15 protein-coding genes are annotated in these 17,863 nt (G+C 52.2%); 6 read left to right on the top strand and 9 right to left on the bottom strand.

The features are described 5' to 3' along the window. Positions 1–190: 190 nt before the first annotated feature. From ACO0LD_RS17795 to ACO0LD_RS17780, 4 genes are read right to left on the bottom strand one after another with little or no spacing between them, the layout of a single operon-like run. The gene (locus ACO0LD_RS17795) at positions 191–1,234 is read right to left on the bottom strand and encodes a hypothetical protein (protein ID WP_423009170.1); all 1,044 of its coding nucleotides are present in this window, start codon (positions 1,232–1,234) and stop codon (positions 191–193) included. Positions 1,235–1,284: 50 nt separating this feature from the next. After that, positions 1,285–2,703 (bottom strand): DUF4407 domain-containing protein, encoded by a 1,419-nt coding sequence (locus tag ACO0LD_RS17790; protein WP_423009168.1) that lies wholly within the window; start codon positions 2,701–2,703, stop codon positions 1,285–1,287. 3 nt (positions 2,704–2,706) lie between these two features. Next, the gene (locus ACO0LD_RS17785; RefSeq protein WP_423009166.1) at positions 2,707–3,477 is read right to left on the bottom strand and encodes a LytR/AlgR family response regulator transcription factor; all 771 of its coding nucleotides are present in this window, start codon (positions 3,475–3,477) and stop codon (positions 2,707–2,709) included. Then, a complete protein-coding gene (locus tag ACO0LD_RS17780) occupies positions 3,470–4,723 on the bottom strand; it encodes a sensor histidine kinase (RefSeq protein WP_423009164.1) in 1,254 nt (417 codons plus the stop codon). Before ACO0LD_RS17780 ends, ACO0LD_RS17785 begins: the two co-directional genes overlap by 8 nt. A 241-nt stretch (positions 4,724–4,964) precedes the next feature. Between ACO0LD_RS17780 and ACO0LD_RS17775 the strand changes: the two genes are divergently transcribed. The 5 genes from ACO0LD_RS17775 to ACO0LD_RS17755 all read left to right on the top strand — a co-directional run bounded on the left by ACO0LD_RS17775 (position 4,965) and on the right by ACO0LD_RS17755 (position 8,437). Further along, the gene (locus ACO0LD_RS17775) at positions 4,965–5,300 is read left to right on the top strand and encodes a PadR family transcriptional regulator (RefSeq protein ID WP_423009162.1); all 336 of its coding nucleotides are present in this window, start codon (positions 4,965–4,967) and stop codon (positions 5,298–5,300) included. Continuing rightward, entirely contained in the window at positions 5,297–6,271 is a 975-nt protein-coding gene (locus ACO0LD_RS17770) for a hypothetical protein (protein ID WP_423009160.1), read from the top strand. The genes ACO0LD_RS17775 and ACO0LD_RS17770 overlap by 4 nt, the downstream gene beginning before the upstream one ends. Positions 6,272–6,333: 62 nt before the next feature. After that, positions 6,334–6,948: a DUF4337 domain-containing protein gene (locus ACO0LD_RS17765; RefSeq protein ID WP_423009158.1), complete on the top strand. Its 615-nt coding sequence runs from the start codon at positions 6,334–6,336 to the stop codon at positions 6,946–6,948. Positions 6,949–7,129: 181 nt separating this feature from the next. Then, a complete protein-coding gene (locus ACO0LD_RS17760; RefSeq protein ID WP_423009156.1) occupies positions 7,130–7,747 on the top strand; it encodes a hypothetical protein in 618 nt (205 codons plus the stop codon). Between the two features lie 72 nt (positions 7,748–7,819). Next, on the top strand, positions 7,820–8,437 hold the full coding sequence (locus ACO0LD_RS17755) for a hypothetical protein (RefSeq protein WP_423009155.1): 618 nt from the start codon (positions 7,820–7,822) through the stop codon (positions 8,435–8,437). A gap of 8 nt (positions 8,438–8,445) precedes the next feature. Here ACO0LD_RS17755 and ACO0LD_RS17750 read toward each other — a convergent pair whose 3' ends face one another. From ACO0LD_RS17750 to ACO0LD_RS17735, 4 genes are all read right to left on the bottom strand, one after another. After that, positions 8,446–9,192 carry a substrate-binding periplasmic protein gene (locus tag ACO0LD_RS17750; protein WP_423009153.1) on the bottom strand — a complete coding sequence of 249 codons (747 nt, stop codon included), beginning with the start codon at positions 9,190–9,192 and terminating at the stop codon, positions 8,446–8,448. 304 nt (positions 9,193–9,496) lie between these two features. Beyond that, positions 9,497–10,906 carry an MBL fold metallo-hydrolase gene (locus ACO0LD_RS17745; RefSeq protein WP_423009151.1) on the bottom strand — a complete coding sequence of 470 codons (1,410 nt, stop codon included), beginning with the start codon at positions 10,904–10,906 and terminating at the stop codon, positions 9,497–9,499. A gap of 314 nt (positions 10,907–11,220) precedes the next feature. After that, complete coding sequence (locus ACO0LD_RS17740) at positions 11,221–13,578, bottom strand: DUF6600 domain-containing protein (RefSeq protein WP_423009149.1); 2,358 nt, start codon at positions 13,576–13,578, stop codon at positions 11,221–11,223. Positions 13,579–13,722: 144 nt separating this feature from the next. Then, on the bottom strand, positions 13,723–14,703 hold the full coding sequence (locus tag ACO0LD_RS17735) for an alpha/beta fold hydrolase (protein ID WP_423009147.1): 981 nt from the start codon (positions 14,701–14,703) through the stop codon (positions 13,723–13,725). A 98-nt stretch (positions 14,704–14,801) separates the two neighbouring features. Here ACO0LD_RS17735 and ACO0LD_RS17730 point away from each other — a divergent pair, with 98 nt between their 5' ends. Then, positions 14,802–15,449 (top strand): TetR/AcrR family transcriptional regulator, encoded by a 648-nt coding sequence (locus ACO0LD_RS17730; protein ID WP_423009145.1) that lies wholly within the window; start codon positions 14,802–14,804, stop codon positions 15,447–15,449. A gap of 138 nt (positions 15,450–15,587) precedes the next feature. On the opposite strand, the gene ACO0LD_RS17725 is transcribed toward ACO0LD_RS17730, so the two are convergent. Next, on the bottom strand, positions 15,588–17,576 hold the full coding sequence (locus ACO0LD_RS17725) for an OPT family oligopeptide transporter (RefSeq protein ID WP_423009143.1): 1,989 nt from the start codon (positions 17,574–17,576) through the stop codon (positions 15,588–15,590). Between the last annotated feature and the right edge of the window lie 287 nt (positions 17,577–17,863).

Raw genomic sequence — 17,863 nt, 5'->3', positions numbered from 1 at the left:
CGTCGGCGCAGCTGTTTCAGAGTGACAGTCTGGCAAGACTATCTGCAAAGAACATGCCAGCGCATAAAGCCAGTATGAATACCAATTTCAGTGCGGCATGTGCTGCAAATTCAGCGGCAGACTGTCCGATATTGCACAGCTGAGCGGACACATCGGACACCCCGGACACTTTGATGTTGATTGATTGGTGTTATTTTGATACATAATTAAATTTCATGAGCAGGCCTTTAGGACCGACTGCCCAGCCGCTTTTGGCATTGGCAAAGGCCACGGTATTGACCGGGGTTTTATCCAGTACTTTCCAGGTCTTGCCAGCGTCATGTGAGATACCTGAACCCGCCAGGCCTGCTGCGACATAGGTTTTTGCGGCACCTGGCACAGTGGCGATGACAGACATAAAACCTTGCGGCAATACCTGGGCTGGCTGCCAGGTCTGGCCGCCGTCTTCCGTCCTCGTGCCATTCAGGCTATTGAGTTGCGGGAGTTTGTAATCACCACCTACTGCCATGCCATTTTTTTCATCCAGAAAAGCGACCGAGAACGCACCTTTGCTGGCGGCTGCGGCAGGCAGGGGCAGGGTGGCAGCCGACCAGCTAATGCCACCATCTGCACTGGCGAAGGCACGTGCCTGGCTGGCACCGCCGGTGACTATCCATGCATGCTGGTTGCCATAAGTAGCAACACAGGTGCCGCTGGCGGCAAATGCGCCTTCATTGGGGAGTGCAGTCAAACCGGGGTGTTTGTTTTCTTGCCAGTTCAGGCCACCGTCTGTCGTCACCAGGGTCTGGAATTGGCCATCGACAGGGTCGCCCAACAATATGCCCTGTTTGGCGTCAGAAAAAGAGATCGCATCCCAAAAACCGGTCTTGGCTTCATTGGTTTTCAGCAATTGCCAACTGGCACCGCCGTCCCGGGTTTCATACAGGCGCGAGAGGGCACCAGGCCCGGCGCTCATGATAATCGCATGCCTGGCATCAAAGGCGTGGATGTCACGGAAGTCCAGGCCTTCCGCGCCTGCCACCTCTATGACTTGCCAGTGTTCACCATCGACAGTACGCAACACCGTGGCCTTGGCACCGCTGGCCCAGGCAATCTTGGGGCTGACGACAGACAGGCCACGCAATTCGACTTCAGTACCACTGGTCTGTGCTACCCATGCATCGGCAGCACAGGCAACATTAGCGACATTGAATATACTGAACAGGATTATGCAGCTAACACGAGCAAGTTTCATGAGGATATGAACCAAGAATAATCGTGATGCTATTGTAATCCTTGCATTCCTTATTTATTCGTTAGCAGACGTAAAAAATTTGCGTTCATGGTGTTCAGGGTTTCTTGCAACAAAGACCGCAAGCCTGACGGGACATTAGCTGAGCTTAGCTCGGCCTGTTGCTCCAGTTGTCGCATTTGCCGGATGGTCGCCAGTGCAGCCGCACTGATACCGTCGTCCGCTTGCAGGGCGGCACGTTCACCCTTGAGTGCCGTCATCTCGCGCAATTGCCCAACTTCAATTTGTGCCTGGCGCAAAGTGAAGTTGCTGCCGATCTCGAACTTGAGCAAATGTTCATCGGCATTCAGCCGTGCATCGACATCGGTATGGCTGGTGAACTTGACGATGATGGCGACCAGCTCTATCGTCAAAAACCACAGCAGCCACCAGATGAATTGCAAACGCCTGTGCATGTCGTTTTTCAACATATCCCAGGTTGCCGCAAAGTCGGCTGCAAAACCTGCATGGGATGCTGCCTGTATATGTTCAGTCTGGGTTTTTTCCAGTACTTGCGCATCGGCCCTGGCTTTGCTGGCGATGGCATTGGCCTCATGGCGTTCTTCTGCGACTTGTGCTTTCTCTGCCAGTTTTTCTTTGCGCCAGGCGATCAGGGTCATGTTGATGTCTTGCTCTTGTCGCAGGCACTTGGCTTTGGCAGCGTTGATGCGGTTTTGTGCAGCGCTGATCTTTTGTTCGAGCAAGACAACCTGCTCAGGCAAAGCGACAGTCAGGGCTTTGCGCCAGTTGGCGATTTGTCCGTTGGCGCGTCGCTCCTCGGTTTTTGCCTGCTCACGCATGGTCAGTAATTGCTGGCGCATCTCGCCGATTTGCGGTGGTTCGCTGTGCAGTTTATCTTCTGCTTTTTGCAGCTTGTCATCCAGCGCTGCGACATCCTGTTGAAGCGTGGGCAAACCAGTTGCCAGTTGCGCACTTTGCAGGTTTTGTATCAGGCGTGTGCGCTCCAGTTCGCCGGTTTTTACCGTGATTTCGGCACGGTTGCTGTCAACAAAAAAGGGATAGACCATGGTAATCGCAGACAGCAAGGCCAGCAGGCTGCGCCAGAACAGGCCCATGCTCTTGGCCCGCCATTTGGCATCTGATTGTATCGACATGATCATCTGCCGCTCCAGGCACCACTGGAATACCGCCCACAGGCAACCAGCGATGATGGCACCTGTGTTGCTGACATTCACCATGCTGGCCAGCATATGCGCCATGCCATAACCGGCAAACAGGGCAAAGAAAATCACCAGCGCACCTATGCCAAAATACTTGTGGCGGCCACGTGCATACAGGTAATTGCCATTGCTGTCCTGCGCATCCAGCACCTTGAGGCTGACTGCTGCAGACAGGGCCAGCAGGGACTTGCTGGCGTGTATCAATGTGTGCACCAATGCCTGCAAAAAAATCTGATGATTGAAGTAACGCATACTTTACATATTCCTGAACAAGACCATGAAGGGCTGGCTGACGCTCAGCGTTTCTGGCCGCGTCTTGAGTTTGACCAGGCCCTTGCCACTGTCGTCGCGGCTGATGGAGGCAATCGCACGCAGGTTGACTATGGTGGAGCGGTGTATCTGTTTGAACATGCTGTTGTCCAGCACCTGCAGTAAATCGCGTATGGGTTTGCGCAGCAGTGATTCACCCTCTGCCGTCATGACCACGGTGTATTTGCTGTCAGCCTGGAAGTAGGCAATATCATCGACCATGATGAGCCGGGTTTCATTGCCCACGCTGGCGGTGATCCACACCAGCGGCGCAGGTTTGGGCATGTCCGCCGGGCCGCCGCTGAGCTGGCGTACCAGTGTGCTGATGGCTTGCAAATCAGCCGTGCCAGTCAGCGCACGCATTTGCAGACGTTTGACGGTGGCCAGCAATCTGTCCTGGGTAATTGGTTTCAACAAATAATCGACCGCACCTTTTTCAAAGGCATCAATCGCATACTGGTTATAGGCTGTGACGAACACGATCTGACTTTGCGGGCTGACCTCGGTCATGGCGGCGGCCACTTCCAGTCCGCTCAAACCCGGCATGCGTATATCAAGAAACACCACATCTGGCTGATGCATGGCAATGGCTTCCAGCGCGCTGCCGCCATCATCACAGGCAGCGGCAATCTCCAGGTCCGGCCAGGCCAGGCTCAGTTGCTGCAACAAGGCTTCGCGCAGCAGACTCTCATCTTCGGCAACGACACACTTAGGCATGTTGTTCTCCTTTGCTTATGACGACGGGCACCGTGATAGTCGCAGCCACCCCGCTGGGGAAATTACCCACCAGCACAAAACTCGCCGCATTGCCATGCGCCAGGCGCAGGCGTTCACGCACATTCTTCAAGCCTATGCCGGTACCGCCAATTTCTGCTCCCAGGCCATTACCGTCATCAGCCACAGTAACGGCGACATTGCCCTCGTGCTGCCTGGCGATGATCCATATCGTGCCGCCGCCAGTCTTGGGTTCCAGGCCATGCTTGATGGCGTTTTCCACCAGGGTTTGTAACATCATCATGGGGAAGGGCAGGGCTTTCAATTCTGCTGGTACCTGGATTTGTATATTCAGGCGTGTGCCCATGCGTATCTTCATGATGTCGAGATAGGCGATGGAGCGTTCCAGTTCTTCACCTATGGTCGAGGCAGTATCTTCAGTGCGTGGTAAGGAATGGCGCAAGTAAGTGATCAGGTTGCCCAGCATCTGGTCAGCCGCTGCGGGGTCAGCGCGCGTCAATAATTGCGCGCTGGCCAGGGTGTTGTACAGGAAGTGCGGCTCTACCTGGGCATGCAGCAAGTTGAGTTTTGCTACCGTCAATTCTTTTTCCGTCACAGACTGTGCCGCACTGGCTTTTTCCTTGCGCCTGCGTTCTGCAATGCGGCGGGTAATGGCGCGGGTGATGGCTTCGGCATTTTCCAGATTGGTTCCATTATCGACGAGGAAGAAATCCGTCCATGCCGGGCGTTCAGGTTCACAAATCAGGGTCAGGCTGCCTATGCCATCGCCGGGCGTGATGGTAGCGAGAATCTGGTTGCGCTTGGTCGTCAAAAAATCCAGTACTTTCAACTCATCAATGAAGTTAGCCTGGTAAGGGTCTATGCGCTTGATCTTGGCGCGTATCTGCAGGCTGTCCCTGGCGCTCTCGGTATCTTCTGCACCCGGTAATTCGCGGATGGCGGCATCGACGAGTTCAAAAGCTTCACTGGCTTCCAGCGGGATTTCGATTTGGCGGCGCTGGCGGTTGGCCAGCGTACTGGTATCGACCTTGCTGGCAATCAGGCGTACCCGGCGCACATGCGAAAAGCTGACTCCCATGACCAGCACGACGAGGCTGAGAGGGATGAGGATAAACTCACCCGGCATGCGGTTTCTGAAAATGCCATTCACAATGAATATCGTCGTGAACATGATCAGTGCACTCCAGCCAAAACTGGCACGTAAGATAAACCAGATAGTCGTGAACATTGTTATTTCCTTCTTATTTGCGATTGCTGCCAAGAATAATTGCCTGCGCGGCTTTCGTCTCGCATTTTCCGACGAAAGCAAAAAAAATCTGATGAATACAGGAAACAAGGGATCAAAGCCTGTCTTGTCATGAGCCGGTTTTGCGTGAGCCCTATAAAAAAATAACTTGCATCTTTACTGTGTGGCGCATAGTATTATGCTGTGTGCGACACAGTATTGGCAAAAAAAAGGAATAAGAGACATGTCAGAAGACAGGCTGGACAAAATGCGTCTGGAATTGCGGCGCGGTGCGCTGGTGCTGGCCGTGCTGGGTTCATTGAGAAAGGCGCAGTATGGTTATTCCCTGCGTAAAGCCTTGCTCGATCATGGGCTGGATATAGATGAGGGCACTTTATATCCTCTGGTCAGGCGACTGGCTGACCAGGGTTTGCTGGACAGTGAATGGCAGCAGGGTGAGGGCCGCGAGAGACGTTATTACATCCTGTCGCCGGCAGGGGTGGAATTACTGGAAAAACTCACTCAGGAATGGCAGGCCTTGAATGGCACGCTGACGACTATTTTGGAGACTGGACGATGACTCTGCTGCAAAAATACATACATGCGGTGAAACAGGAATTGCCGCTGGCGCAAAGAGACGACATAGGGCGTGAATTGCAGTCCAACATCCTGGATCAGTTGGATGCCATCCGCGAGCAAACAGGCAGGGAGGCGACGGAGGACGATGTCGCAGTTGCACTGGAAAAACTCGGTCATCCGGCACGGGTTGCAGCGCGTTATATGCCCGTCGCACCCTTGGTCAGTAGTGAGTTGATGCCAGCCTATAAGCTGGTCATGAGTTATGTTCTCGGTTTTGTGCTCCTCATGCAAACGCTGAAAAGTGCAACAGTATTTTTGCAGGCAGAGCATTACAAGATATGGCAGGCATTGATGCAGTTGCTGGCAGGCTTTGTGGAGCAAGCGACTTTGGACTTTACGATAACGACACTGCTGTTTTACTTTTTTTCCCGAAGCGGAATGTTGCCAAACTGGGTCAGCAACAAGAAATGGCGGGCGCAAGATTTACCCGAACAAGAATATGACTGGCAAAAAATACGCGGCAGTGACATCATCACTGATTTATCTGGCTGTGCTTTTATCCTGCTGCTGATCGGGCATAAACTCTGGATGTCAGAAGCCAGTCTGCAGCAATTGCGCGTGGATTTTTCGCCAGCTATCGCACACTATCTGCCATGGATGGCTTTGCTGCTGGTTTGCTCTGTCGTATTTGGTATCTGGTGCGCAAGCCAGCCAGTCTGGAGTAAGTTGAAATTGCAATTGAATATGCTGCAAAATGCCTTGTATGCAGGACTGTTCCTCATATTCAGTCAACTTGATGCGCTGATACAAAATACAGCTACGTCAACTATACTGGACCTGCAAAGACTGGACCGCGGCATACGTCTGGCTTGTTTTGCCTATGCTGCATATTTGTTATATGAATGCGTCAGGGATGGTCGTCGTTTTTTACAGTTGAGTAGCGCTGCAACTGATTCGAAGTTGCCCGGCTAAGTTATTTAATTGACTTGCATGGTGACCTGCCTCGATTTTTAATATTTTTTAGAAAGTCAGATATGGATATTGATCCAATTGAAACCGTAGAGCAATTAACAGAACAGCAGGAAGAAGCCAGGCAAGACAAGGCCACTCGTCAGTTGAATATCTGGGTTGCCATTACCGTGGCTTTGCTGGCGACCTTCATGGGCATCTGCAAGGTCAAGGATGACAATATCGTCCAGGCCATGCAGCAATCACAAGCCAACAAGATAGATCACTGGGCGTTTTACCAGGCCAGGAATATGCGGGAAGAACTCGCCAAATCAACGGAATTGCAATTGCGCCTGGCCTCCAAAAATGTGCCTGCCGACCAGAAGGCAGAGTATCAGGCAGCCATAGACAGTTATGCGAAGTTGGGCAAAGAGCAGCACGAAAAAAAAGAAGAGCTGAAAAAGCAGGCTGAGCAAGACCAGATCGATTATGACAATGCGAATTACAAGGATGACCAGTTCGACTTGTCAGATGCCTTGCTGGCGATCGCTATTTCCTTGCTGGCAGTGACGGCCCTGACCCGGCAGCGCTGGCTGTATTTTGTGACCCTGGTACCTACCAGCTTTGGTGTACTCATGGGCCTGGCAGGCTTGATGGGCTGGCATATTCATCCAACGGCGCTGGTAGCTTTGTTGTCCTGAGGGAACAAGTGAGTGAAAAAACATGATAGCAATGAAGACATGAATCCCGTGTATGGATAATTAAATTTATGCTATCTTATTTGACGATTGCCGGGTTGGACGCAGATTTTTTTGCGTGAAATATCCAGCATATTCGTCGTCAAATTCGCCGTCAAACCTGACTTGAGCACAAAGGCTTTATATGGATATCAAACTGAATTTCATCAACAATTCGAATGACACGAATAATTCCAGTGTCGTGATTTTTCAAAAAAATGTTGCGACCAATTTTGATGAGACTGCAGTGGCGTGGAAGGTCATAGAAAATTGCGGCGTTGGTGATACTCACCCTTTCACCTATCCATTGAGTTCTCATGTGAGTGCCAGTGATTCATGGGGCAATTACACACCCAAGCTTGCTGCGCAAAATGGGAATTTGTTCCATGTGGCATTGAGCAGTTCTGGTACACAATTATCGCTGGCTGGCGATGCGAGCAATCAGGCGCAGATACATGTAGCGAACGAATTGCCCAAAGGAGCTGTCAATGCGTCGATCTACAAGGATGGCACTTTGCTGGCGACTCACACATCCGTCGCACCAGGACAAAAAGCCGCGTTCGAATTCAAGCCTACCATCTGGATAGGTGTTGCCTCCCAGGTGGTTCAGGGTCAGGTCATGAACTCTGCGATCATCTCCAATGTCAATACCGAACTGTCTTTGCTTGGAATAGCCGAGGCCGATATCGTCATGACAGGCGGTGGCCCGGGGGCCAATTCCATACCCTTTGTTTTTCATCTTGAAAATATAGTCTTTGCCTGATGTCACGCAGACTGCCTGCCACGCTAATGCTGCGATTTGCACGAAAATCACATTCACACCAAAGGACTTGATATGGATGTTCAATTGAACTTCATCAATAATTCGAATGACGAAACTAATTCAGACATCGTCATTTTCCAAAAAAATGTTGCAACAGATTTTGATGAATTGTCCGTTGCATGGATGGTCATCAAATACAGCGGTGTGGGAGACAACCACCCCTTTACTTTTCCCATGAGCATGACTGTCGGAGCGACTGATTCCTATGGCAACCATACGCCGCAGTTGGCCGCGAAGAATGGCGAGCTACTTTGCATGCAACTGACGACTTCCGGTGACAGGCTGATTCCTTATGGCAGTGGTACCAGTCCAAGGGAAGTACAAGTCCTTAATAATTTGCCGAAAGGTGCTATCAATGCATCCATTTATAAAAGCGGAAAATTGCTGGCGACTAAAACTTCCATCGCTCCGCAGCGAAAAGCAGTCTTCGAATTCGAGCCAACAATCTGGATAGGCGTAGCTTCTCAGATCGTACAAGGTCAGGTCATGAACTCGGCCATTATGTACGACATCAACACCGAATTGTCACTGCTAGGTATTGCGAGCGCAGATATCGTCATGACAGGCGGAGGTCCAGGCCGCAATCCCCCGCCTTTTTCTTTTAAACTGGAAAATATCGTCACGGCCTGAGGCCATGCTCAGGGTTTGCCAGGCGGGTCAAGCCGTATCACCGCCATCGGTGGTGGTTCATTCGGCAGCCACTTCTGATGGATGCGGGTGAAGTGACCTTCTTTCTTTAGCCAGCGCAAGGCATCTTCCCAGACCTTGATGGTGCTTGCTGGAGTGGATGTGGAAAAAGCCAGGTACAGTTCCAGGCTGTCGAGGACTTTGACTTTTTCTACATCATCCGCAGAGTGGCCTATTTCTTTCAGCACCGATGACACCACCAGGCTGCCTTCCACCCATAAATCAAAACGTTTGGCCAGCAACATATTGGCGATGATTTGTGGTGTCGGTGCCTGCTCTATATTTTGAAAACCCTTCTTGCGTGCAGTGTCTGCAAAGATGCTGGAACGGTAGGCGCCGACCTTGAGTTTTTGTATCTCGTCACCCATGCTGTGCAGGCGCGCGGCATTGCCTTTACGCGTATATAAAGACGTCGTCGAGATGGCGATCGGGCCTAGCAAGACCATGAGTTTTTCGCGCTCTTCTGATCTGCCGACGGTGAACAACAAGGTATTGGGTTCTTCCAGCAAGGCCTTGTAGCCGCGTGCCCAGGGTACGACTTGTATGGGCTGGCTGCTGCCTATATGTGCCTGCATGGCTTGCACGACTTCGACTGCCATGCCTTCTGCTTTATTCCCGCTGCCAAAGCTGATGGGCGGCCAGTCTTCGGTAAAAATTTGCAGTTCCTGCGCTTGTGCCTGCATTATGAAATTGGGCAAAGCCAATATGCAAACCAGCAAGGTTTTAAGCAGTGCAGAATAGCTGTTGAACGAAGAGAAATTTTCCGGGCGCATCTTGAACCATTATCTTATTGTACAAAGTGCAAGAAGCATTTGCGGACTGTAATGATAGGGTATTGAGACTGTATTTAAGAGACTGTATTGTGAGTGCAATGCAAGCGAATTGTATTACCGGAATTTACAACAATTGCCGCCCTGATGATAGCGGTATGCGAAAACTGTGTTGGTTAAACCGCATGCCGACACAGTTTTCTACAAATGGGATTTGATTTTCAAAGACGCATTAGTTTTTTTCTGTGCCTGGTTTTGCTGTCATCCTCAACTCCAGTGCCTTTTGAAAGTCCATGAGCGTTCCGCTACGACCATGCACGCCGACCAGTTGTTGCACTTGAAGCTGATGTTGTTTGATTAAGCTATCCAGTTCCAGGCCGACATCAAACACTGGCGGGATGGGGCCAATTTCTGGCAGATAAAACAGGTCGCCCTGAAACAGAGCCTGACTGCTTTTGTCATAAGCCACCAGCATGTCTGATGCATGGCTGCTTGCCATGGGATAAATCCGGATACTGCGGCCACCCAGATCCAGATCTCGTGGGGTGCTGACTTCCAGCACCTTGCTGGCAACTTCCAAGCCCAGTTGCCGTTCCACCGCCAGTTTGCCATCCTTGCCTGTCAAAATCTGTACGCCTTCATTCATGTACGATGGCGTACCGGCGATATGGTCGCGATGGGTATGTGACAGTACGATATAGGCAAGCTTGCGGCCAGGTGCGGTCTGCTCTATCAATGCCCTGACCTTGGCGGCTTCGGCAGTACTGATGGGCGCATCATAGATTGCCACACTATGTGTACCGACTGAAAAACCTGTGTGATAGCCGGATTCGCTACCATCGACCCGGTAAGTGCCGGGGGCTATCATGATGGCGCGGAATGACCCCTTGCCTTGCTTTTCTACATAGCCTGCTGGTAAGTCAAAAGTGTGGGCATCAAGATGCTCAGGCACTTGAGCCGTGATACTCCATTGCAGTATCAGCTTGTCGCCATTTTTGACTGTGATCTGCCTGGGCTGTTTAAAATTTTGTACTATGCTGTAGTCTGCATATTCATAAGTGGAGCTTGCGGTTTTAGCGCTCAAAGCTTGGCCGCTACTGCGCTCAATGATCATGCTGGCAGGCCGTCCAGCCGCATCATTGAAATTTATTTGCTCGTATTTTTCATCCTCTGCGACGGGCAGCTTTGCAGACATGCGCATGCTGGCATGGTCTAGTAACAATGCCGGGCTCAGGAAGAGCAAGTCGGCGTATTCCTTGTCTGCCGCGCTTGCATTGTCCCTGTCTATCTCAATACCCTGTCGCCATTGCAGCAAGTCGACCTCCGCCACACCATCTTTGTTACCGGTAGTCAGGAATTGAAACCTGATATTACCTGGCCAGAGCGATTCACTGATGTTGCGGAATTGCCCATCGTTTTGCAGTATCAATTGCTGTTTGAGTTTGATTTCTTGTACGGCATTCTTTGGCGTTGCAGCCTGGTGGGACGCATAGCGTACGCCCTGCATATCTAGGACGACAGCAAAGGCAGGGGAAATTGTCTGGGCAACAGCACTGTTGGCAGAAAATAAAATGCAGATGCCGGTGAGGGGTGGTAACAGCGGCAACAGCCGTAATAGTCGTAACGTAGGTGATGTAAGCATCGTAGCCTCTGATTATGTGTGAACGAAGTGAACTTGCATGCCAGCGAATGGCATACAAGTTTGGGCAAAAGACTGGAGGACTGGTTCAATAAAACCAAACCTCTGCAGCATGCTTTCGTCACATCTTGATAGCAGGACTAACAGGAGATTCTGGAGTATTTAATTGGGGAGACGATCTGAGAAAAATAATAGTCAGGCAAGAGCATCAGCTTGGCAGTACGCAGGATAAAGTAGAAAAGAGCAGAAAAGAAAAAGCCAGCCTTTCGTCCAGTGTGACCGGACAGGCTGGCTTTTTAAACTTAAGGATTTAGGAATTAACGTTCGCTCAAACCACGTATTTTTGCATTGCGTGGATCATCTTTTTCCTTCGCTGGTTCAGCTCTTGGAGCAGGCGCTGGTGCAGGGGCAGGTGTTGGCATTGCCCGTGGTGCAGGTGCTGGCATCGGTGCTGGGGCTGGCGTATGCACTATCGCTGGCGCCGGAGCCTGTCTCTGTTCCATTCTCTGCTCCATGCGTGGTGCCTGCTGAGGTGCTGGCTGTATCATGGGTGCCTGTACTGGCGCTCTTTCTACTTGCCTTTCCGCTGGCCTTTCCACGGGCGCGACTTGCACAGGCCTTTCTCTTGCACGTTCAACCGCTCTTTCATTGCCACGGTCTATGCGTTCTGGCTGGCGTTCAACGCGGTTCTCCTGTTGCGGATTATTGTTGAAGCCGTTGCCATAGCGGGACGACCTGTCGTTGCTTTCAGACCTGACTTCAGGCCTGACCTGGTTCACGGTATTAGGTGAATTCATGATGGCATTATTGACAGGCGTATTGGCATTTGGCGTACGCACAGGCGGCGTATTGCTGATGACATTGACCGGTGGCGCGACATTATTGTTGGGCTGGACATTTACTGTTGCTGGAACCGCAGGTGTGGCAGGTGCAATATTGACTTGTGGCCTCTGGTTGTAATTGCTGCCGCCCTGGTTAATGCCTTGATTACTATTATCGCGCGTTCCATTGCCGTATTGGCGTGGCGCATTGCCCTGTATTTCAGGGCTGCGGTTCATATTACCCATGCCCTGGCTGGCTGGATTGTTTGCCGGGGCAATACTATTGCTGTTGGCAGGCGGTGTGTTGACCGCATTTGAAATAATGCCTGACACGGTATTCGCCGGAGCAGCCGGTGTCACCAGACTATTTTGACCGCGTGGGCTGCCATTCACTTCTGCCAGGCGGTTCACTGGCCTGGCTTCATTCGGGTTCAGATTGGTGATCGTGCCTGCAGTGCGTGCCGCTGGCATGTCCAGATTTCTTTGCCTGAATTGTTCGCCGTTACGCAAGTTACCCTGGCGTGCTTCACCAAAGCGATTATTATTGACTGGTGTGATATTCGGTGCCTCAGTGACTACCACCGGGGCCTGGCGGTTTTGTACTGCTGCGACAGGATTCCTGGAGACCGGCAGCACATGTTCGCCACGTACAAATGTATTGGTTGGCACGATGGTGACGGCATTGCGCACGTTCTGGTTCACAAAGCGGGCATTGGTGATGCTGCTGTTCACCACCATGTTTTGATTCAGGCGCTGTATGTACTGATTATTGTGGGAGTAGCCAGGCCTGTAAACTTCGCCAGGACCCAGCGGGAACCAGGCGACAGAAGGATGGGAGCCTGGTTTGGAGCCATAATAATTATTGACGTAAGTGTTGCCGCCGACAAAGGCCACCAAAGCTGGCGCATATACCGGGCGCACATGATGTTGTCGTGGGCCCGGTACCCAGGCCCAGCGTGTGCCTACATATGCCCAGCGGCCATAGTGGTAAGGCGCAAATCCCCAGGGCGCGCGGTCAACCCAGGTCCAGCCCCACGGCGCAACCCAGACCCAGCTGCCATCGCGGTAAGGTGCCCAGGTAGCGCTGACCTGGCGCGGGTACCAGACTGCACCATAGTCGGCAGAGGTTTCCCATGCGCCATATTGGTCAAGCTGTTCATAGCCTATGACTTCACGCGAGACATAGCGCACGGTTTCCAGATTTTCTTCAGCACGGTCACGGTCAGCAGCCCACATGTCAAAAGTATCGGGCGGCGGTACGTAGCCTATCATGGTGTGTTGCAGGTTACTGCCAGAGAAACGTGATTGTTCGCCCTGCCTGATGGTGACGGTGTCGCGTTCGCCACGGGCTATGGCTGTACCACGCCGCACCAGCACGGTGGTGGTGTTGTCATCGTTGACATTGATCCTGTATTCGCCAGGTTCTTGCAATGAGAACACAAGGTTAGGTGTGCGTATGTCAAAGTTTTCTTTATTGCTGAGCTCACGCACACGTATCACCATGCTGCCCTGGTTCAGGTCAATTTGCGTGTTGTCGTCATCCAGCAGGCTGAAGCTCATGCGTGTATTTTCTGCCATGCGCAAGGCATTCGGCCCCACGTGCAATTCCGCCTTGCCGGCATAAGGGACTTGCAGACTGTCGCCAGTAGAGATGGGGCGATTTTGCACCAGCGAACTCCAGTTATTGCTACCGGCATCCGCAAAACTGACATTGCCATAGGAGTAACTGACCCTGGCAACACGCCCTGGCGGCTCATCCTGAGCATGGGCCGCGCCTATGTAAAACAGGCTGGCCACGGCCAAAGCGGCAATTTTCAATAAGGGTTTGCTACGCGATTGAGTATGTGCTGACATGAATTTCTTCCGGCGCGGGTAATGTTGAATGAGCAAATCTGCTCCATATATCCCTTAACGCACGAGCAGGCGTTTTGGATGTCAGGCATTTCACATTATTTGAAATTTCTGCTGTGCATTGCACAAGTTATTGATTTTGTTCGACTAAATTCCCATATTAGTCATCATGCCCAGCCATTGCTGACCCAGCGCAATCAATTCCGCATTAAATTCTGGCTGCAAAGAAAAATGTCCCCAGTCAATTTCTGCATATGCTTTTTGACCTGACAGGCGCTGGTAACAATCCCGTGTCAGTTGCGGGTTGACCATCTTGTCACGCTTCTGGTTGATGACCAGTACTGGTATCTGCTTATTTTCTTCCAGCGGTATCGCGAAAGCAGTATCGAGCATGCTGGCAAAGTAGCGTGCCGTGACGCTGCGCAGGGTCAGTGGGTCGGCTTGCCATTTTGCATAAAAACCCGTTGCCAGGTCGCGTTCGTCCATCATGTTTTCAAAACGCGCCAGTGGGCGGTAGGGCAGGCGCATGCGTGGTGCCAGTTTAGCCAGCAGGCCACTCGTCGCTCTGCATATTTTGGCCAGGCCGGGGATTTTTGCCAGGATCGCAAAGCGGGTAAATGCCAGGCCAGTGACGGGGTCGCCAAAGTCAAACAGGTTCAGGCAGACTGCGGCAACCGGCGGCTTTCCCTGCGTCGCCATTGCAACTGCTGCAGCATAAGCCAGGCCACCGCCTATGCTGCCACCGCACAGATAAAGTGAACCACCGAATTCTTGCCTGGCCCAGGCTGCCACATCGACGATGTTTTGCACTGCCTCAGCCACCGTAAAGTCCCCCATGGCACCGCCAGAACGGCCCTGTCCTTTCTGGTCGGGCACGATGACCGTATAGCCCTGTTCATAAAAAGCGAGCGCCAGGCCAACAAACAAGCCACCATAGCCACCGCCACCGTGATTCAGTATCAGCACTGGGGCGGCTTTGTCCTGTTGCTGGTACAGGTCTATGTGCAACTCCACCCCTGTGGATTGCAAGTGACGGGTTTGCACCGCAGCCAGCACGCGTGCCAGCAGAGCAGGGTCGTGGTAGCAGTGCCAGTAAGTCTGGTGTGAGCGGGCTTGATTGATTTTCATGAGATTGAAGATTTGGATGAGCGAGAGTCTTTGGAGGTGATCTATAATATGAACAATCATTCATATTGTCTATTCGCATTCGGAGGCTGCTTACTGTCATGAGTAAATCACGTGGTCAGCCTCTCACCCGGCCTAACACCCAGCCTTTAAAACAGCCCTCTCAGCAACGCTCGAAGGTCACGGTGCAAGCAATTCTGGAAGCAGCTATTCATATTTTCGATGAGTTTGGCTATGCCGCAGGCACGACTTCACGTATCGCCAGCCGGGCCGGGGTATCGATAGGTTCGCTCTATCAATACTTCCCCAACAAGGATTCAATATTGATGGCTCTGGCAGAACAGCATATGGCCGAGGGTCTGGCACTCAGCGTGCGCCTGCTGGAAACCCTGCGCACGAGCACACAAGCGCTTGAACCTGTATTGGATGACATCGTTGGCCACATGATTGCCCTGCATGAGAACAATCCTGGCTTGCACAGATTGTTATATGAAGAAGGCTTGCTGCCTGCGCAGTTGCGGCAGACCGCCAGGCAGGCTGAGCAGTTTTTGATAGAGGAGGTGGCGCGCTGCCTGAGCATGCGACCTGACGTTGCCGCTGTTGCAGACCGCCAGATGCAGGCTTATTTTGTCGTGCATGCGATAGAGCATTTCACCCACAGGCTGGTGATAGACCGGGCACCAGTGGAGTTTCAATTGCGAGGGAAGAAGGAGCTGGTGAGTATGTTGCAGAGGTATTTGCAGGCATAAAGCTGTAGGTTGGGCCGGGCCTCGCTAGGCTACGTTTCATCAGCCCAACACTGGGCCTCTGCAAACGTATACGTTATTTAAACGCCGAGTGTTGGGCTGGTAAAGCGTAGCCCAACCTACAAAACTACAAATGTGTACCTACATCATCACATTAATGATCGCATTACCTATACCCAGGATAGCAGCACCGGAGATCAACCCTGCACTGATAGCCTCACAGCCTTCTACCCAGAAAGTATGGCCTTTCGTGCCTTTTTCTGTATTCCGCTTGCCCATATACCAGAATATCAAGGCACCCAGCCACATGGCGAAGCAGGATTCTGGTGGCAAGACCACACCCAGCCCGATGGACACTGAAGACAGTGGCAAGCGGCCACGGGTGATGACGTTGGTTACCTCGATGAACACTGCGCACAGGCCAGCTACCGCCATGGCGATGATGGCAGAGGTTGGCAAGCCACTCACGCCCTTGGCAATGATCTCGGCAACGCCCTTCCATTGCAAGGCAGACGGGAAGGCGAATTGCTCGCTGACTATAGTCGCCGTGCTGCGCAGGCCATTTGCATCTGGCGGCAGGAACAACAGGAAGAACAGCGGCACGCAAGCCAGTGCGCCAGAGACAATACCAATGATATGGCCGATGACCTGATGGCGCGGCTTGCCACCCAGCATATAACCAGGCTTGATATCAGACAGCAGTGACGACGCATTGAAAGCAATGTCTGCAGTCATACCGGCTGGCAGCAGGTTATTGGCCGGATTACTGCGGTCTATCGCGCCCATGCTGAATTGCGTGATCTTGGCCAGCGCACCGATAGGTGCCCAGGATGTCAGCGCCATCGCGTTGATACAGATGATGGTCAGCACAAAAATCAGCGGAAAGGCAATCAGCGCCATGATGTAAGGCACGCCAAACAGAGTATTCACCAGCCAGGCAGCCAATGCACACAAGATCGGTACGCCTACATAAGAAATCCACAGCGGTACTTCTATATCCTTCAAAGGATCGGGGCCAGTGTCTTTTTCTTTCTTGCCGCCGCCCGTCATGGATTTAAAGGCCGCCTTGAACAGCTCAGGTTTGGCCAGCAAGCCCACCATGGAACCCACCACCATCATCGTCACGGCCCACCACAAACCCCATTGGTTGACGATTTCGGTACGGGAAATGGCGACTACCGTGCCATTTGGCAAAGTGCGCGCAGCGATATCGCCGTTTTGTATCATCCATGGAGCCAGGATGACGAAGTTGATGAAGGCACCCAGCATGACGCTGCTGGCAACCCGTATGCCCATGAGGCCGCCGACGCCGAACATCGCAACGTCCAGGTTCAGCCGCAGGCCCAGTTGGCGTATGTCCGTGCCCATGATCTTGGGTATCCACCACTGGAACTTCATGGCTGCCGTGTAGTAATAAGTATCCAGGCGCTCAGGCAGGTTCCAGGCTTCTGTCATGCCTGCCCATTTGTCCATGCGCAAAATCTTGAACTGTATCAGGCGCATCCAGCCATCGCTGACGATGATCTGGTACAAACCGGCAAACAAACTGGTATAACCGAGCAGCTTGGCCTTGTAGATGCCACCACCTGCACCGTCGGTGTAGAGCGAATCAAGTACCACGCCACAGGCGCGGCCTTCAGGGAAGGGCAATTGGTCTTCATTGACAAAACGGCGCTTCAACGGGAAGGCGACCAGCACACCTATCAAGGCCACTACCGTGACCCAGATCAGCATCTGCCACCAGGGGATGATCTTGCCGGTGATCAGCATATACGCAGCCAGGCTGGAAATCATGGGGTTGACCATGTAGCCAGCAGCAGTGGCGACCGATTGCGTGAGGTTGTTTTCCAGAATGCTGTAGTCGGCAGTCACGCCCATGCTATGCAAGATCTTGAAAATCGCAAACGACAAAATCACTGAAGTCAGGCCTACACCAATACCTATGCCTGTCTTGGCACCGATATACAGCGCGGTGGCGGCCAATATGCCACCCAGCAAGAAACCTGTCAGGGCAGAGCGCAGGGTGAGCTGCGCCATGTCCTTGCGGTAGATATTATCAAACCACCACTGATCCTTCTGTCGTCGTGTCCAGGTGCGTATCTGTTCATCATCCAGCTGTTGCAGAGCCATGTATCCTCCATTTTTATTGAGGACTTACGCAAAACCACCCCGACTGCACAGCAAAGACTGGCAATAACAATTTTGCGTAAGCCCTGATTGTGATCTGCTGCCTTGTGGGCCGCATATCTATCCTCAGTGTCACGCCATGGCTCAATTTTTGTAAGGATGAGCTCAGGCGGTAGCGCAATATAGTGTTAGCTGAAGATCATGTCAATTTTTGTGCACTGCGCTGATGACATCAGCCTGAACTTGAACAAGCCACAGGAGTCCAACCGCAGTAAAATGCTGGCAACAAA

Source organism: Undibacterium sp. Ji83W, assembly GCF_049340385.1.
Taxonomy (GTDB): Bacteria; Pseudomonadota; Gammaproteobacteria; order Burkholderiales; family Burkholderiaceae_D; genus Undibacterium.
This window is presented reverse-complemented; position numbering and strand designations above follow the sequence as displayed.

Coding starts and splice junctions, on each gene's coding strand:
- ACO0LD_RS17795 (WP_423009170.1), bottom strand. CDS start 1,234: ATGAAACTTGCTCGTGTTAGCTGCATAATCCTGTTCAGTATATTCAAT.
- ACO0LD_RS17790 (WP_423009168.1), bottom strand. CDS start 2,703: ATGCGTTACTTCAATCATCAGATTTTTTTGCAGGCATTGGTGCACACA.
- ACO0LD_RS17785 (WP_423009166.1), bottom strand. CDS start 3,477: ATGCCTAAGTGTGTCGTTGCCGAAGATGAGAGTCTGCTGCGCGAAGCC.
- ACO0LD_RS17780 (WP_423009164.1), bottom strand. CDS start 4,723: ATGTTCACGACTATCTGGTTTATCTTACGTGCCAGTTTTGGCTGGAGT.
- ACO0LD_RS17775 (WP_423009162.1), top strand. CDS start 4,965: ATGTCAGAAGACAGGCTGGACAAAATGCGTCTGGAATTGCGGCGCGGT.
- ACO0LD_RS17770 (WP_423009160.1), top strand. CDS start 5,297: ATGACTCTGCTGCAAAAATACATACATGCGGTGAAACAGGAATTGCCG.
- ACO0LD_RS17765 (WP_423009158.1), top strand. CDS start 6,334: ATGGATATTGATCCAATTGAAACCGTAGAGCAATTAACAGAACAGCAG.
- ACO0LD_RS17760 (WP_423009156.1), top strand. CDS start 7,130: ATGGATATCAAACTGAATTTCATCAACAATTCGAATGACACGAATAAT.
- ACO0LD_RS17755 (WP_423009155.1), top strand. CDS start 7,820: ATGGATGTTCAATTGAACTTCATCAATAATTCGAATGACGAAACTAAT.
- ACO0LD_RS17745 (WP_423009151.1), bottom strand. CDS start 10,906: ATGCTTACATCACCTACGTTACGACTATTACGGCTGTTGCCGCTGTTA.
- ACO0LD_RS17740 (WP_423009149.1), bottom strand. CDS start 13,578: ATGTCAGCACATACTCAATCGCGTAGCAAACCCTTATTGAAAATTGCC.
- ACO0LD_RS17735 (WP_423009147.1), bottom strand. CDS start 14,703: ATGAAAATCAATCAAGCCCGCTCACACCAGACTTACTGGCACTGCTAC.
- ACO0LD_RS17730 (WP_423009145.1), top strand. CDS start 14,802: ATGAGTAAATCACGTGGTCAGCCTCTCACCCGGCCTAACACCCAGCCT.
- ACO0LD_RS17725 (WP_423009143.1), bottom strand. CDS start 17,576: ATGGCTCTGCAACAGCTGGATGATGAACAGATACGCACCTGGACACGA.